This window comes from bacterium (assembly GCA_035559435.1).
Taxonomy (GTDB): Bacteria; Zixibacteria; MSB-5A5; order WJJR01; family WJJR01; genus JACQFV01.
In genome coordinates this window covers 1-17,355 of record DATMBC010000063.1, presented here as the reverse complement: position 1 = coordinate 17,355, position 17,355 = coordinate 1, and the positions used below count along the sequence as shown (strand labels likewise).

Here is a 17,355-nt window from a genome sequence, read left to right as displayed (position 1 = left end):
ACGATTTATTGCGGCGTTGCCGGCTGGGCGCCGGGGATCGGACCGGGGAGCGCGTGGCCGTGCGCGGGCGCGACGGGCTCGGGATTCTCGGCGGCGGCGCGCGCGGGGACAAAACGCGCGAGCAATGTGTAGACCACCGGCACCAGCACCAGGGTGAGGAACGTTGAGAAGAACATGCCGCCGACGACCGCCAGACCCAGCGGGCGGCGTGATTCGGCGCCGGCGCCCAGGCCCACCGCGATCGGCAGAATGCCGAAGATGGTCGCAAACGAGGTCATCAAAATCGGGCGCAGCCGGATGGTCGAGGCCTCGATGACCGCGTCGATCACCGCCTTGCCCTGCGCGCGCAGTTGATTGGCGAACTCGACGATCAGAATCGAGTTCTTCGTCACCAACCCGATCAGCATGATGAGGCCGATCTGCGAGTAGATGTTGAGACTCTCGCGGAAGATAAACAGGGTCAAGAGCGCCCCGAAGACCGCCAGCGGCACCGACAGCAGGATGGTCAGCGGGTGCACGAAACTCTCGAACTGGGCGGCCAGCACCAGGTAGATGAAGATGACCGCCAGCAAGAACATGAGATACAAGCTCGTGCTCGACGACTTGTACTCGAGCGACTGGCCGGAGTACTCGCGCTTGATCCCGGCGGGCAGCTTCTCGCGGGCGATGCGATCGAGATCATCGAGGGCCTGCCCCACGGTCGCGCCGGGGGCGAGACTGGCGGTGATGGTGGCGGAGCGCACGCGGTTGTAATGGTTCAGCTCCTTGGGCGTGACGCTCTCGCGGATGTTGACGACGTTGGCGAGTTGGACCAGCCCGGTGTTGCCGCGAACGTAGATGTCCTGCACCGCGTCGGGGGTGGCGCGCGACTGCGGGCGCATCTGCACGATGACGTCGTACTGCTTGGTGCCGCGCTTGAAGTTGGTGACGGTGCGTCCGCCGAGGAAGGTCTCCAGCGTCGAGCCGATGGCGGTGACCGACACCCCGAGATTGGCGGCGCGTTCGCGGTCGATCTCGATGTCCAGTTGCGGCTTGTTGAGACGCAGATCGGAGTCGAGGTTGATCAGGTAGCCGAGTTGTGAGGCTTCGGCCATCATGATACCGACGCCCTGGCTTAGTTCCTCATAACTGTCGGCCTGCAGCACATAGGAAACCGGTGACGAGGAGACGCCGCCGCCGATGCTGGGCGGGTTGATGACGAAGGCCAGCACGCCGGGGATGGCCATCAGTTGCGGGAAAAGCGACTGCACGATCTGCTGCTGCGAGCGGGCGCGCTCCTCGCGCGGCGCCAGGCGCAGGAACATGAAGGCATTGGTCACCTGTCCGGGGCCGTTGAAGCCCAGCCCGATGGCTGTGAACAGCCCCTGGCGTTCGGGCAAAGCCAGCAGTTGTTGTTCGATCTGACGCACGTATTTGTCGGTGTACTCCAGCGTGGCGCCCTCGGGAGCGATCACGATACCGAATCCGAGTCCGCGGTCCTCGGTCGGAACCAGTTCGCTGGGCAGGAGCCTGAACAGGGCCAGCGCGAGCGCGATGGTCAGGACGCCGGCGCCGAGCATGAGGCCGCGGCGGCGCAACGCCCCGGTCAGAATGCGGTGATAGACTCGGTCGAGCGCATCGAAGAAGACATCGAAGGAGCGCGACGCCCAGCTCGAGCCGCCGGAGTGCAGCGGCCGCAGGATCTTCGAGGAGAGCATCGGGGTCATAGTCAGCGCGACGAATCCCGAGATGAGCACGGCCACCGCGACGGTGATGCCAAACTCGTTGAAGAGGCGCCCGACCGAGCCGGTCAGGAAGGCGAGCGGGACAAAGACGGCGACCAGGGCGATGGTGGTGGCGATGACGGCAAAGCCGATCTCGCGGCTGCCGTCGAGGGCGGCGCGTCGGCGGTCCTTGCCCATTTCCATGTGTCGGTAGATGTTTTCGAGCACGACGATGGCGTCATCGACCACCAGACCGATGGAGAGGACCATCGCCAACAGCGTCAGGATGTTGATGGTGAAGCCGGCAAAGTAGGCGACGGCCAATGCGCCGATGATCGAGACCGGGATGGCCAGCGACGGGATGGTGGTGGCGCGGAAGCTTTTGAGAAACGCCAGCACGACGAGCACCACCAAGCACATGGCGATGATGAGGGTCTCGGCGACCTCGGCGATCGAGTCGTTGATGAACTCGGAGGAATCATACGCGACATCGAGCTTCATCCCCTCGGGCAGAAGCCCGATCAGTTCGGGGAGGGCGTCGCGCACGGCCTGGGCGACATCGACGGTGCTGGCCTTCGACTGCTTGACGATGCCCAGTCCGACGGCGGTCTGGCCGTTCCAGCGGGCGACGGTGCGTTCGTCTTCGGCGCCGACCACGACCTCGGCGACGTCGCGCAGGCGCACGACCTCGTCGTCTCTTTGCGCGACGATGATTGCGCCGAATTCCTCGGGGCGGGAGAGTTCGCCGCGGGTGCGGACGGCGAACTCGCGCAGGTCGCCTTCGACGCGTCCGCCGGGGATCTCGGCGTTCTCGCGGCGAATGGCGGCTTCGATGTCCTGGACGGTGAGCCCATGCGCCGCCAGGCGCAGGGGATCGAGCCAGACGCGCATGGCGTAGCGGCGTTCGCCGCCGATGATCACCGACCCGACGCCGTCGAGACGCTGAATGCGCTCCTTGAGCACCCGGTCGGCGGTCTCGCTTAGCTGCAGGCCATCGTAGGTTTCGCTCGAAAGACCCAGCCACATGATCGCCTGGGCGTTGGCGTCGACTTTGGAAATGACCGGATCTTCAACTTCCTCCGGCAGTTGGCCGCGGATGCGCGAGACACGGTCGCGGACATCGTTGGCGGCCTCGTCGACATCGCGGTCCAGTTCGAACTCAATGGTGATGACCGATCCGCCCTCACGCGACGCCGAGCTGAGGGTCTTGACCCCTTCGAGGGTGGCGAACTGCTCCTCGAGGACGTTGGTGATTTCGGTCTCGACCACGCTGGGACTGGCGCCGCGGTAGAGCGTGACGACCGAAATGATCGGCGGATCGATATCGGGGTATTCGCGCACCGGCAGGCGCGTAAAGGCGATCACGCCGAAGAGCACGATCGCCAGACTCATGACGGTGGCAAAGACCGGCCGGCGGATGGAAGTCTCGCTGAGTTTCATATGGTCAGCCCTCGTGGGTCATTCGGCCTACTGGGCCGTGGGCGCATTTGCGCCGGCCGCGGCCTCGGCGTCGGCAATCGGCATGACGCGCGCGCCTTCAAAGAGTTTCTGGTGACCGGCGCGCACGACGACGCAGCCCGGCGTCAGACCGGCGGTGATTTCGGCGACATCGACCAGCCGCGCGCCGACGGTGATCGCGGCGCGGGCGACGGTGCTGTCGGGATTGACCAGGAAGACGAACATCTGCCCGGCGTTGGCGAAGATGGCCTCGTTGGGAATGGTGATGGCGCTGTCGCGGCGGGCCAGCTCGGCGGCGACGTTGGCGGACATCCCGGGGCGGAACTCGCCTTTGGGGTTGGGCACCCGCGCCACGATCCGCGCGGTGCGTGTGGCCGGATCGACCACCGGCTCGATCACGGCGATCTTGCCGGTGTGCGTGCGGCCGGGATAGGCCGGGGTCCAGATCGTGACATCGGCGCCGCGGGTCAGCTGCGGCAGAAACCGCTCGGGCGCCGAGAAAATCACGCGGATCTCGTCGATGTTGGCCAGATCGGTGATGGTCTCACCGGCGCGCAGGAAGGCGCCGACGCTGACGCGGCGGGCGCCGACGATACCGTCGAAGGGCGCGGTGATCCGGGTCTTGTCGAAGCGGGCCCTGGCGGCGGCCAGATTGGCTTCGGCCACGCGCAGCGCGGCCAGCGCGTCATCAAGATCCTGCGGCGCGGCGGCCTTCTGCTCCACCACCGCCTTGACGCGGTCGTAGGTGGCCTGGGACTGATCGCGCACGGCCGCGGCGCGGTCAACTTCGGCCTTCAGTTGCGAGTCGTCCAACCGGGCGATCAATTGGCCCTTGCGGACGCTTCCCCCCTCTTCGAAAGGCAGACTGACGACGGCGGCGTCGATTTCGGCCACCACACTGATCGCCTCCAGCGCCTCGATGGTGCCGACGGCTTCGAACTTGTCGGCGACCGATTGCATCGCGGCCCGGGCGACCTCGACCGGCATGGGGGGCATGGTGAATCCGCCGCCACCGGCCTGTTGTGTGCCGCAGCCGGCCGCGGCCAGCGTCAGGGCGCCGGTCAGAAGAATCCAGTTGCAGCGCCGGTTGTGAATCATGGTCATCGGGCGTGTCATATCGTCAGTCCTTTCACGGCGTCGCGGTGACCGCGTCGGGGTCGGCGGCCAGTTCCCGCAGCGTGGCGGCGGCCTTGGCGGTCCGGGCCAGCGCCTCCGAGTAGCGCTGCTGCGCGGCGGCCAGATCGGCCGCCAGACGCACCAGCTCGAAGGCGGTGGTGCGGCCATTATGAAATTCTATGAGACCAGTGCGCACCTGTTCCTGGGCGGCATCGACACCCTCACGGGCGGCGTCGAGCCGGGCCTGGCCGTTGGTCAATTCACGGTGGGTGGCACGGACCCGTTCTTCGAGTAGCCGCGACAGTTCGCGTTGGCGCTCCCGGGAGAGCAGCGCCTCGGCCTTGAGCCGGTCGCGCTCGCCGCGTCCCTGGCGGAATCCGATCGGAATGGTGACCTCGATGCCGACGCTCCAGTTGGGATAGTCGCGTCCGGTCACTTCGCTGATCGCATCGCCGAGACCGCCCTGGCGCTCGACGCGCAGCGTGTCATCGCCGAAGATGACGTCCTGCGGCGATCCTGCCAGCCCGTTGCCGCCGACCGAACCGACGAGGTCGACGGTGGGCAGCAGTTCCCAGCCGGCGGCGCGCGCGAGAACCTCCGCGGCCTCGACATCCTGCGCGGCCGCGCGCAGATCGAGGTTGTTGCGCTGCGCCAAGGCGACCAGGGAGTCGATCGGCGCGATCACAAAACGCGCCGGCGGCTCGCCGACGGGGATGAAGCGCGAGAGGCCGGATTCGGGACGGACCCCGATCAAGGAAGCAAGCCGGTCGGACTGCGTATCGAGTTGTTCGGCCAGATCAAGCAGAAGCAATTCCTGCTGCGCGAGGAAGGTGCGGGCATTGGCGACCTGGTTGGGACCGACCAGCCCGGCCTGGGCGCGCAATTCGGTCTCGCGCCGCAACGCCCGGCCGCGCTCGACGGTCAGAATCTGCACGGCGTAATCGCGCACGGTGGCGTAGAGGTCCCAGTAGGCGCGTTCGACCTCGGCGGTGGCCGCGAGGATCGCCTGTTCGTAACGCGCGCGCGCGGCATCGCGCTGCCGGCGCGCCCGACGGTAGTCCCTGGCGCCGGAGGCGGTGAACCCGCGCAGGAGCGGCTGACGGAAACGCAAGTAACCGAACGCGTCGTATTCCGGATTGAGAAAGGCGAAACCGGAATTGGTCTCCAACCGGGTGGTGTTGAGCGCCAATTCGAAACTGGTGCCGGTCGGCAGACGCAGGCGCAGGCCGGATGTGGTTGTGGTGGTGGTGGTGAGCAGGGTCGGCGCGCCGGCAAAGAAGGAGGCGGTCGGCTGCTCATCGTCCAGGTAGTCCAGTTGGAAGAACAGTTCGGGATCGAAGGCACCGGCTTCGCGGCGGGCGGCGCCGCGCGCGGCCAGATAGGAGGCCTGGGCGGCACGGACCGCCGTCGAGTTGGCCAGCGCGTGCCGCACGGCCTCCGACAGCGGCAAGGGCATCCCCGACAGACTATCGAGCGTCGCCGCGAGCGCGCTGTCGGGCAGAATGCGCTGCTGCGCCAGAGGCGCCGTCGTATGAAAGAGTGTCAGCCCCAACGCCAGAACGGTGGCCGGCACAAGCGATGCGGATCGAGTCAAGGTCATGGTCCTCGCGGTGTACGGTCCCCTGAATCGCTGATGCAAACGAAATTCGGAGCACGGAGGTTATCATTTTCTCAGAAACTCTCCGCGATAATCTGCGTTAACGACGCGAGAGAGGTTTTGTTCCATTTGTTGGTTACTTTTCGGAACCAAGAAGGTACCGCGCTCCAAACGGGACACGAACAGTCGCATTATGCCATTGCGTCACAAAAGATTGCGTCACTGCTTCTGCGAGGGAGGCCGCGCCCCGCGCGGCCGTCGGGATGACGCCTGCCTGATCCGCGAGATTCTCAATCGGGTGGGGGACAAGTGGAGCGTGTTGGTGGTGGCGCTGCTGGGGGGCGGGGCCAGGCGGTTCAGCGAGTTGCGTTCCACCATCGACGGCATCTCGCAGCGGATGTTGACCACGACGCTGCGCGGGCTGGAACGGGATGGACTGATCCGGCGCACCGTCTTCCCCACCACGCCGCCGCGGGTGGAGTATGAACTGACCACGCAGGGACGCACGCTGCTCAAGCCGATCATGGCCCTGGCGGACTGGGCCGAGCGGCATCGCACCGCGATCAAGGAGGCGCGTGATCGTTATGACCGTGCGGCCCCGCGTCCGCGCGCCGGCAGGAGATGACTCGACGGCAAAAAGCGGGCTCTCCGCTGCGGCCGATCGCCCTCACGTCACCTAAGCAGCAGAGAGCAGGTCTCAGATCTGCCCCTGCGGTTTTCAATCCAGAGTCAAGTTCCATGCGCCCGGCGATGACATGCCGGGCGAAGCGAAGCATCTGCTTTCGTCTGTGGGTGAGACAAACAGGTCTGGCGCTGCATCCATTCCGAGAAGGGATCCGCCGCAAGCGGACGACGACGATGTAATCCTTATTCCACCGCCGCGCCATGGCACAAAGATTCCCGGGACAACGACCATCGGCTTCGTCTCCGGTCGTTGGCCCTGGAATGACGGCAAGAGGGGATGACGCTGTGAGGCGCAGTTCCCCGACCGGCTGCTACTCGAATCCCAAATCATCTGGGCGGGCGTGAGACCCGCCTCACCACACTACATCACACGATCCCAAACAACGTCATCCCAGGACCCGGCGCTTTTTGCCGGGTCCTGGGATCTTTGTTGCTCTTCGGTGGAACAGGATTTCAACCTGTTCGGCGCAGGCTGAAAGCCGGCGCCACTGAGTGGGCAAAGAAAACGTCCCGTGGCTGGCGGGCCACGGGACGTTTATAACTTGCACGCACTACGGGGGTAGACTAATTGGTGCCGGGGGCGTGAGTAGTGCCCTCGGTGTCGGCGGCGCCCATCAGGGCCGGGTCGACGATGGTCGGGGTGACGAAGATGACCAGGTCGCGCGACTCCTGCGAAGTGCTCTTCGATTTGAACAGCACGCCGATGACCGGAATGTCCTTGAGGACCGGGATGCCGGTCTCGGTGACGATCTCATCCTGCGTGGTGAGGCCGCCGACGACCGCGGTCTGGCCGTTTTCCACGACCACGTTGGTCTCGGCGTTGCTGGTGTTGATCACGATGCCGCTCGGGTCGAAGAAGAACGACGAGCGCTCCGGCTTCATCTGCAGCAGGATGCGGTTGTCGGACGTGATGTGCGGGGTGACGCGCAGGATGGTGCCGACTTCCTCGAAGGTGATGACGACGTCGCCGGTGGCGGAGAACTGCTTGACCGGCACCTTCTGCCCGACCTGGATGCGGGCTTCCTTGTTGTCGACGGTGGTGATTTCGGGATGGGCGACGATCTTGCCTTTGCCGTCGGAGACGAGCGCGGCGATCCTCGCTTCCAGCTCCCAGCCGTTTTGAATCGTGGTGAACGTGTACTGGCCGAACGGATCGGCGAGGCGGTCGGCGCCGTCGGTGACGCCCTCGTTGAAGTAGTCGCGTCCACGCGAGTCTTCGCCTTCGGAGTTGACCTGCCAGCTCACACCCAGTTCGTGCAGGTAGTCGCTGGAGACTTCGACCATCTTGGCGGCGATCTTCACCTGGCGGGTCTCGCGGTCCATCTCGGCGATGAACTTCTCGAGGCGGACCAGGTTGCCGGGCTCATCGGAGACCAGCAGGCCGTTGGTGCGGACATCGACTTCCACTTTGCCGCGGGTCGAGAGGATCGACTTGACCGGCGGGATGATGTCCTTGGCGTTGGCGTGCTTGATCGGGAAGAACTTGGTTTCGAGGTCGACGATCTGCCGCTGTTCGTTGTTGTGGCGTTCGCGCTCGGCCTCGCGTTCCATGAAGTCCTTCATCAGCAGGACATGGACATACCCTTCGGGCTCATCGACCACCTTGAGGCCGTAGGTGTTGGCGAGGATTTCGAGGGCCTGGCGCCACTCGACGTTCTTCAGGTTCAGGGTCACCTGTCCCTGGACGTTGGGGGCGGCCACCATGTTGACGCCGCCGTACTCGGCCAGGAAGTTGATGACCGAACGGATGTCGGCGTTCTGGAAATTGATGTTCTTGATCGGCTCGGAGCTCGCCGGACTCGCGAAGAGCAGGGCAAGACCGATGATTCCGGCCAAGAGCAGTGCCGCGCCCGTCCAGCGTGTGCGGCGGTGTTCGGTGCGTCGCATAGTGTTTTCGCCCTCCGTAAGAGTGCCTGTCAATTACCCTGTGGCTGTGGCGTCGTCGGCGCGGGCGCGGTGGTGGCCGGCGCGGCCGGAGTCGGCGTCACGGTTTCCGTTTCGTCGGGTCCCCAGCTGTTGGCCCCGAGCGCCTTCGAAGGATCGGCGCCGCGCGGCGACAACTGCAGGACCACGGTGCGGGTCCATCCGTATTCGTCCACTTGAATGACGGTGCGCATCTCGCCCACCGACAGGACGCGGCCGTTTTCGACCGGGTCGCCGGGGCGCATGATGTACGAGTGCCCTTCCGTGTCTTCCATCAGCGCCATGGCGCGTTCCTCATCCTTCAGCACGCCGACCATGCGCAGGGTCTCGACGCTGGGCAGCGCTTCGGAGATGAAGCCCGAGCGCAGGCCTTTGAGCAGGGGCTCGAACGGGTCGCGGCGGCCGAGGTCATCGTAAAAGACCTCGACGCGGGCCGGGCCGCCCGGCACCGACGGCAGCATGTTGGCGGGAATGCCCGGATGCTGCGAGGCAAGGCGGATGCGCTCCAAGAGCGCCTCGCGGTCGATTTCCGTGCCCGGCGTCGGCGGGCCATAGACCGCGCTGTCCATGTTCTGCAACTGCTCGATCAAGATCCCCTCTTCGGTCAGATAGGGCTTGGGCGCGCGGTTGTTGCTGAAGAATTTGGCTTTGAGGCGATCGATCAGCGCTTCCTGCGTGGTCGCGGTGTCGGTCGTCGTGTTTTCCGGCGGCAGTCCGAGATTGGCCAGCGGGTCATTGGTGGCCGCCAGCATCGGGGGCGCGTTGTTGTCCGGGTTGACCGGGGCCGTGGCGCTCTCCGGCTGTTTCATTGCCGTCTCGGCTTCCCGGGCGGCGGAGAGATATTCGGGCGCCAGGACCAGCGGCTGCGAGGGCAGCGAGAAACTCGGCGCGGGCGCGTCGGTGTTCGGCGTCACGTCGGTCGCGGCCGTGGCCGTGGCGGCGTTCGGGCCGGCCAGATCGGCGGCGGTGACCGGCGCATTGTTGACCGGTTCGTTCTGGGTGAGGACCGGCTCGGCGGTCAGCGACTGCGCGGGCTTGGTTTCGACCGGAGCGGACGGAGCGGCGGTCGGCGGATTGACCTTGGGCTTTTCCACCGCGGGCGTTTCAGTCTTTGTCGGCGCCACGGCCTGGGCCAGGATCGGCGCGTCGGCGTTCGCGTTCCAGGCGGCGAACGCCGGCGAGGCGTCGGCGATCGCGATCACCAGACGGTCGGCCTCGGCGCGCACGGTGTAGGTCGCCGACTTCGTCAAGTCGAGAACGACGCGGACAACCGGCTCCGGATTCGGCGCGAACTGGCTGGTGCGAATCTTCTGCACGACGCACGGCGGCAGGTTGACGAAGTGCTGCTGCGTCAACGCGTGCTCGGCATTGCAGATGTTGAGAACAATGCGGAACGGCCGGGCCGCGGTGGCCGGCTCGGTGAAATGATCGCACAACTGCGACGACGGCACCGGCAGGGTGATCTCGGTGAAGTCCCCGTTTTTGGCGAGGGTGAGATTCCGCACCGGCGTGGCGGCCCCGGCGATCGCGGGGAGGGCCACGGCGCAGACGACGGCGCCGACCGTCACGAGACTTACGATCTTATCCAGTCGCTTCATCGTCTTACTCCCCCGGCGTTTGCGCAATCGACGGCTGATCCAGAAGGATCAGGCGCTCGGATTCTTTAACGTGATAAGTGGAGATGGTCAGCCGCGCGGTGAGCGTGTAGCCGCCGGTCTCCATTTCGGGATTGTTCTGGTCTTCGACGGTCGCCAATTCGACGTCCTGCACGTTGACGATGAACGGCAGGTTCGACAGCCGCGACAGAAAGTCGCCGAAGTCGTGGAAGGTTGAGTGCACCGTCAAATTGAAGCTCTCGCGCTGGTAGAAGCCCTCGTCGACGGGGGGCTGGGGATCGACGGTGGCGACGCGCGAGGAGGTCTCCAGCGCCGCGCCGTGGATCTTGGTCAAAAGCGGCGAGAGCTGGTTCTCCTCCGGCAGCAACTGGGAGACGTTGCGGTAGCGGGAGACGATGTCATTGTACTCCTGCTTGAGCGCATCGAGGGTCCGGAACTTCATTTCGACGTTCTTGACCTCGGTCTCGAGCGCTTCGAGACGCGTGTAGGAGGCGTCGATTTTCTCCTGGTAGTCGACGTACACCTTGGTGTACCAGAAGTAAGCGGCCGCGCAACACGCCAGTCCCGCCAGAAGCCATTTTTGCGTTGTGGGGTTCCTCAGGTCCATGTCATCCATCCATGGGCGGCGCAGCGCCCGTCTGCGAATACGCTCCTGACTGCCGTCGCGGGGAGTTATTCCCCGTCGTCCATCGTTTCGTCGTAGACCGAAACTTCGGTTGCCAGCGCGTTGGGATCGATGCCCAGTTCGGCCGGGTTGACCGCCTCGTCGCCGGTGCCTTCGCCATCGGACACCGGCTGGAGGAGGCAAAAGACGGTGAATTCATAGACCTTGCGGTCCTTGACGTCGGTGAAGTTGGCGCGCTTGAGCGACACATCGGAGAAGCGCGGCGAATCCTGCATGTTGAGGATGAGATTGGCCAGGCTCGACAGCGAGTAGCAGTAGCCGTCGAAGAGGTAGTCGTTGTTGACCGGGGCGGCGGTGGAATCGGTCTGGCCGCGTCCGGGGCGGTTGGCCTTGAAGTCATTGCGGCGGAACCCCGTCAGCCAGAGGTAGTCGGGGATGACCGCGACGATGTCTTCGAGGTTGCGCACCCACTCGCCGCGGTTGCGGTCGAGGGCCTCGATGGCCTCGAGGCGCTGGGCGATCGACGCCTTGACGTTGGTCAGGCGGTCGACCAGCTCGATGTCGGCGCGCATGCTTTCGACCTTGGCCTGTGCGCGGGTGATGTCGGCTTCGACGGCGGCCAGGCGCTGGGTTTGCCAGAAGGTGAGGCCGCCCAGAACGCCGGCGAAGATCACCGCGCCGATGATGCCGGTGATGGCCGATTTCGGGACGGCGAGGCCGCTTGTGGAGCGGCGCAGTTCGCGTGGCAGTAGATTGATTTCAATCATTGACATGGTCTCAGACCTCGCGCGAAGCCAATCCGACGCCCACCGCCAGAAGCGGGGCGATCTTTTCCGGGTCGATGCCGCCGAACAGTTCGGGATCGTATTCAATGTTCCGCAGCGGGTTAAAGATCTCAATCGGGATGCCGAGTTTGGACTGCACGCTCTCGGGCAGATACGGGATCAGGGCGCCGCCGCCGGACAACACGATCCAATCGACGGCGTCGGTCTTGGCCAGGGTGCGGAAGTACGAAAACGCCACTTCCATGCCGGTGAGCAATTCGTCGGCGGCGTTGCGCACGGTGGCGCGCAGCATGTCCTGATCGACCGTCGACTCCAGCTCGCCTTTGAGCACCTTGGCGGCCAGTTCCTGGTTGAGACGGAACTCGCGCTGAATGGCCTCGTAGATCATCCGCCCGCCCGCGGAGACGTCGCGGGTCGAGTGGTAGGAACCATCCTTGAGGAAGATCACGTTGGTGGTGTCAAAGCCGATGTTGACCAGCGCGGTGACACGCTCCGGATCGATCTCGTAGTTGATCTGGTAGGCGTTGAGCACCGCGAAGGCGTCGGTGTCGACCATGTTGGTCTTCAGGCCGGCGTCCTCGATCAAATGCAGATACTCCTGCAGAAACTCGCGGCGCGCGGCGACGAGGAGGACCTCCATCTTGCCGCGGTCGGGGTCGGTCCGCAGGATGTGGTAGTCCATGGAGACGTCGTCGACGTCGAAGGGCGAGCGTTGTTCGGCCTCGAAGAGGATGGCCTGTTCGGCCTCGCCGCCGGTCTTGAGATCGACTTCGAATTTGTCGGTGATGACGCCGTGTCCGGCGATCGAGACGACCACCTCGTCGGTGCGGGGATCGCACTGGTCCAGCAGACTCTGGATATTGAGGATGATCGCGTCGCGGTCCTTGATCTCGTGGGAGACCAGGGCCTCGGGCGGCATTTCACGGATGCCGGCGGCCGACAGGGTGAACCCATCGGAGTGTCGATCCAGGCGCACGAACTTCAGCGCGTTGGCGCCGATGTCGAGCGCGGCGACCGACTTGTTACGGCGTTTGAATGGAAAGCCCATGATCCTCCCCACTTCCGCTCTCATGCGGCGCCGTGGCGCCGTCGTGCTTTGAGTATCCTGGCGGGATGCGACGGCCAATTGCCTTTCGCCCGGGCCATCGAGTTTCCCGACTGTCTGTTACTGCATCGGCCGGTTGGGCTGTTCGATTTAGGGCTTTTTTCTCGGACCCGGCCGGTCCGCAAACACCCGTGTGTGGGGTTTGTCCCACACTGTGGGTTCCACATTAGAAGCGTGTTGCCGGCTCGGTCTGGGCGCGCCCGGCAGTGACCGCCTCGGCGCCCGCCTGCGGCGCCATGCGCTTCATGCGTTCGCGCAGGGTGTTGCGCGAGATGCCCAGCAGTTGCGCGGCGCGCACCTGATTCTGTTCGGTGGCGGCCAGCGCCGCTTCGACCAACGTCTCCTCCAGCGCCGCGGTAATGTCGGCATAGACCCGTCCCGGCGCCGCGGCCGCGGCCTTGTCGAAGACCTGCGCGAGGATCCGGGCAAAAATGTCGCGACACTCCTGGCGCACCTGGTCGGTGTCCAGCGACACGGCGGGCCGGACATCGGCCAGCACCGGGAAATCCTCCGGCATCAGTTCGGACTCACGCGACAGGAGCACCGCCATATGGACGGCGTTTTCCAGTTCGCGCACGTTGCCTGGCCAGTGGTAGTGCAGCAGGCGCTCGTAGGCCTGCGTCGACAGCGGCTTGTGCGGCCGATGCTCCATGCGCGAGTACTTGCGCCCGAAGTAGTCGCAGAGCAGGCGGATGTCGGCCTTGCGCTCGCGCAACGGCGGCAGGTGAACCGAAACCGCCTTCAACATATAGAAGAGGTCCACGCGGAAGCGGCCTTCCTTCATCGCGTCGACCAGGCTCTGGTTGGAGGCGGCGATCACCCGGACGTTGACCGGGCGCTTCTCGCCGCCTTCGAGCGGCTCGGACATTTTCTCTTCAAGGACACGGTAGAGACGGCTTTGCGCCAGCAGGGACAGATCGGCGACCTCATCGAGGAAGATGGTGCCGCCGTTGGCCATTTCGAGTTTGCCGCGGACGGTACGGCCATCGGCAAAGGTGCCGAACAGCTCGGCCTCCAGCGACTGCGGCGAGGCGCCGCTGCAGGAGACGGAGAAAAACGGCGCCTTGTGGCGGGCGGAGTTGCGGACGATGGCGCGCGCCACCAGTTCCTTGCCGGTGCCGGTCTCGCCGATGATCAACACCGGCGCGTCGGTCAGCGCGATCTGCCCGATCATCTTGGCGACCGCGACCATCTCCGGCGACTTGCCGAGAATCTGGTCGCCGTCCAGGGGCACGTTTTCGTCGTCGGGGATGTGATCGCCGGCGTTCTGGCCGGTGGCGCGTCCGAGGACGCGCTCCAGTTCGGCCAGACGGAACGGCTTGGTCAGGTATTCGAAGGCCCCCTGGCGCATCGCCTCAATGGCGTTGTCGGTGGAGACATAGCCGGAGACGATGATGACGGGGGTCTGCGGAGTTTCGGCCTTGATCTGGCGGAGGATCTCCAGTCCGGACATCGACGGCAGATGGACATCGAGAATGACCACGTCGGGGGCCTCTTCCCGCACCGCCGTCATGACCAGCGCGCCATCACCGATGACGCGGATGTGGTACTTTTCGGGGGCGAGATAGTTGACCACCGCCTGGGCGATCTCGGGATCGTCGTCGACGAGTACGATGCGTAAATGGCGCTGAGTCAAGACGTCCTCCACTTGCGGTCAGACGGTCGCAACGGCACGGTCATACGGTCGGCAGGTGAACGCATGGTCTGTCGACCGGCCCCTGTCTACTTATCGGCGAAGCGGGCGGAGAATTGAACGGGAATGCACTGGGATGGTCTGGGCCCGTAGGCGCGGCAGCGATCGCGCCATCCGGTCGCCTCTTATGCGGCCGAGCGGGAATGCGGGCGGTGGGCGCGCGGGTGCGCGCCCACCGGCGATTAATTCGGACCGCAGGGTGGCGGGCCGTTGCGGAAGATCACATCGACCAGCCGCGCGACGTCGGTGATGTCGATCGGCGGATTGCAGAGCAGTTCGGCGCGGCCCTCGGGATCGGGGAAGGCGCCGCCGCGGAAGGCGATCTCGACAATGCCGACCACATCGAGGATGCTCAATTGGCAGTCAAAATTGATGTCGCCAACCTGATAGACCGCGTAGCGATGCGGCGCCGACGGCGCCGAGCGATTGCCGGCGGCGTCGATGGCGGCCACGCGCCAGAAGACGACGGTGCTGCAGGAGGGCAGGACGCGATCCTGGGTGGCGACGGCCAGCAGGGCGGAATCGACGGCGACCGTGAACGACGGGTCGGGCGCCATCTCCCACTTGTACTGCGCGGCGTCGAGGACGCTCTGCCAGGTGAAGGTCACGGTGGTGTCGGCCTCGTAGAGACTGTCGGCGGCGGGATTCAGCGTCGGAATCGCCGGCGCCTGGGTGTCGGTGGTGAATTGGCGCGCGGCCGATGGATCGCTGGTGTCGCCGAGCGGATTGACGGTGAGCACGCGCCAGTAATGGGCGCCATCGGGCAGCGCCGCGGTCACGGTCTGTGTATCGGGGAATGGGCCGGTGCGCAGGGCGTTGACCGTGAAGGCGGGATCATCGGCCAAGTCGACGTAGTAGTCGAAGTTGGAGAAGCCCGGCGGCGGCGCGATGTAGGCATCATGCGTCCAGCGCAGGGTCTGCGCGCTCTGATTCGTCAGGAGCGCGTCGGCGGGATCCAGCAGGACCGGATGCGGCGGGCGCGGCAACGCCTGCAATGTCATCGTGTCGGCGTCCGCGGCAGACGGGTCATCGTTCGACACGCCGGCGACGACGATCTCGGCGGTGGTGCCATAGGGGACCGACGGCGGGATGGCGACATCGAACGCGATGTCGGCAGACTCCCCCTGCGCGACCGCGACCGAACCGGCGGCGGGGCTGACGCTCCAGCCGAGAGCATTGCCGACGGTCCAGTTGATCGTGTCATCGGCGATGCCGGCATTGGTCAGGCGCGCGGTCATCTGCACGGTGCGTCCGACGACACCCAGCGAGTCGCGTCCCGCCTCGGCCCAGACGGCGCGTCCGGAGATGACGGTGACAAACATCGTGTCGATCGACGAAAGCGGCGGAGCGCCCTGCGATGCGGCGAGCGCGACGACCGTGTCGATCGTCCCATAGGGGGTGCCGTCGGGAATGGTCAGACTGTAAGTGAGCGCCGAGTCGGAATAGGCGCCCAGCGCGATCACGCGCGGATTGTCGGCAATGGCCCAGCCGTGGCTGCTGGTCAGCGTGACATCGTATGTGTCGGCGGTGAATCCCATGTTGGCCAGCGTAAACGGCAGCCATGCGACGCCGGCGAGCGCGGAGGGATTGGTGACCGGCTCGATGTCGAGGTTGTAGGCCTGCTGGGTCGACGAGAGCGTCATGCCCGGCGCGAACGCCAGCGAGAAGCGCTGCGGACCCTGCGGCACCGACGCGCCGGTGACTTCGACTATCCAGGTGCCGGTGGCCAGCGCGCCGGTCAGACGGACCTGCTCGAGATTGTCACGCACGTTGACGCCGGTGGTGGCGGAGGCGGAGGGATTGGCCGGGTTGAGGACCCACGGGAGATGCTCAGCCGGCCCCGACGGTGGAATCAGGCGCAGGTTGAGGTTGTTGATGAGCGTGGTGGCCGCGTTGGCGGCGGCGGCGGGATCATCCCAGGCGAGCGTGACGGAAACCAGCGACAGCGCGCCGGAATTGGTGAAAGTCCAGGTCTTGGTCTCCCCTTGCGTGATCGAGTCCTCGAGGTAGCGATTCTGGTCGATCAGGTCGACGGCCGCGGTGACATCGACGCGGCCATAGCCCCAATCATATTCGGGGCCGGGGTCGCCGAGGTCATCGGCGCTTTCGACAAAGACCGCCTTGGCGGTCGAGGAGAGCGGCGGCTCGAGACGCGTGGCCATCCAGCGTTGCATCCAGAGGGCGATGCAGCCGCTGACGGTCGGCGCCGACATCGAGGTGCCGCAGGCGACGGTGTAGCCGCTGCCGGGTTTGGTGGAGGTGACGCCGAAGTCGACGGAGGTCTGGCAACCGGGGGCGACCAGTTCGGGTTTGAGACGGCCATCATCGGTCGGTCCCCAACTGGAGAAGCCGGTCATGGTCGAATTGTTGGAATTGATCGCGCCGATGGTCAGGACATTCTTGGCGGTGCCATACGGGGTGACCGTTCCCCATGTGAACCCGATCGAGCCGCAATACTGCGAACCGGTCGACCGCTCGTTGCCGGCCGACCAGACGATGGTCACGGGTTTGCCCAATTCGCCGCGGGCGACATCATCGAGATTGCCGCACTCGGCGAAATAGTTTCCGAGGAAGGCGTTGCAGTTGGAGGCGTTGGGCGGGCCATAGCCCACACCCCAGGAGTTGGTGGCGATGCGCATGTCGACATTGTCGATGCCGTTTTGGTACTCGAGCTCCATCTCCGAGCCGGTGTTCCACCACTGGTGTGAAAGCAGGGTGGCCATCGGCGCCATGCCCTTGTAGGTGAACGATGGCGCGGCGCCGGCGCCAAGAACGGTGCCGGCGACATGGGTGGAGTGGGTCGAAATGGCCGAGGCATCGGCGGAGATAATGCGTCCGCCGAAGTCGGCATGGTTCGGATCGGCGCGGCCTTCATCCCATTCGCCGACGACGATGCCGAGGCCGTTGAGATTGTACGGCGCGGCCTGAGCGATGTCGGCGTTGACATTCGCGCGATTGGAATTGTTGTGCGGCACACGCGGCCAGAACGGCTCGATCCAGACAACGCGTTCATCGGCGGCGATCTCGGCCCAATTGTCGGCGGGGAGGGC

General features: G+C 65.4%; 11 protein-coding genes. 1 reads left to right on the top strand and 10 read right to left on the bottom strand.

Translation table 11 applies throughout. From position 1 onward, the window contains the following. Positions 1-5: 5 nt before the first annotated feature. The 3 genes from VNN55_07360 to VNN55_07350 are packed head-to-tail and all read right to left on the bottom strand — an operon-like array spanning position 6 to position 5,871. The gene (locus tag VNN55_07360) at positions 6-3,143 is read right to left on the bottom strand and encodes an efflux RND transporter permease subunit (protein HWO57366.1); all 3,138 of its coding nucleotides are present in this window, start codon (positions 3,141-3,143) and stop codon (positions 6-8) included. Between the two features lie 27 nt (positions 3,144-3,170). Next, a complete protein-coding gene (locus VNN55_07355; protein ID HWO57365.1) occupies positions 3,171-4,277 on the bottom strand; it encodes an efflux RND transporter periplasmic adaptor subunit in 1,107 nt (368 codons plus the stop codon). A 13-nt stretch (positions 4,278-4,290) separates the two neighbouring features. Further along, positions 4,291-5,871, bottom strand: a complete 1,581-nt coding sequence (locus VNN55_07350; protein HWO57364.1) for a TolC family protein — start codon at positions 5,869-5,871, stop codon at positions 4,291-4,293. A 277-nt stretch (positions 5,872-6,148) separates the two neighbouring features. Between VNN55_07350 and VNN55_07345 the strand changes: the two genes are divergently transcribed. Further along, positions 6,149-6,499 carry a helix-turn-helix domain-containing protein gene (locus tag VNN55_07345; protein ID HWO57363.1) on the top strand — a complete coding sequence of 117 codons (351 nt, stop codon included), beginning with the start codon at positions 6,149-6,151 and terminating at the stop codon, positions 6,497-6,499. A 623-nt stretch (positions 6,500-7,122) separates the two neighbouring features. Here the strand turns inward: VNN55_07345 and pilQ are convergent. The 7 genes from pilQ to VNN55_07310 form a co-directional block, all read right to left on the bottom strand. Continuing rightward, positions 7,123-8,445 (bottom strand): type IV pilus secretin PilQ, encoded by a 1,323-nt coding sequence (gene pilQ, locus VNN55_07340; GenBank protein HWO57362.1) that lies wholly within the window; start codon positions 8,443-8,445, stop codon positions 7,123-7,125. Between the two features lie 29 nt (positions 8,446-8,474). Further along, positions 8,475-10,079 (bottom strand): AMIN domain-containing protein, encoded by a 1,605-nt coding sequence (locus tag VNN55_07335; protein ID HWO57361.1) that lies wholly within the window; start codon positions 10,077-10,079, stop codon positions 8,475-8,477. Positions 10,080-10,083: 4 nt separating this feature from the next. Next, entirely contained in the window at positions 10,084-10,704 is a 621-nt protein-coding gene (gene pilO / locus VNN55_07330; protein ID HWO57360.1) for a type 4a pilus biogenesis protein PilO, read from the bottom strand. A 65-nt stretch (positions 10,705-10,769) separates the two neighbouring features. Continuing rightward, entirely contained in the window at positions 10,770-11,495 is a 726-nt protein-coding gene (locus VNN55_07325; GenBank protein ID HWO57359.1) for a PilN domain-containing protein, read from the bottom strand. Positions 11,496-11,499: 4 nt separating this feature from the next. Continuing rightward, positions 11,500-12,555 carry a type IV pilus assembly protein PilM gene (pilM, locus tag VNN55_07320; protein ID HWO57358.1) on the bottom strand — a complete coding sequence of 352 codons (1,056 nt, stop codon included), beginning with the start codon at positions 12,553-12,555 and terminating at the stop codon, positions 11,500-11,502. 223 nt (positions 12,556-12,778) lie between these two features. Continuing rightward, positions 12,779-14,248, bottom strand: a complete 1,470-nt coding sequence (locus VNN55_07315) for a sigma-54 dependent transcriptional regulator (protein ID HWO57357.1) — start codon at positions 14,246-14,248, stop codon at positions 12,779-12,781. A 239-nt stretch (positions 14,249-14,487) separates the two neighbouring features. Then, on the bottom strand, positions 14,488-17,355 hold a 2,868-nt coding region (locus tag VNN55_07310; protein HWO57356.1), incomplete at its 5' end, for a S8 family serine peptidase.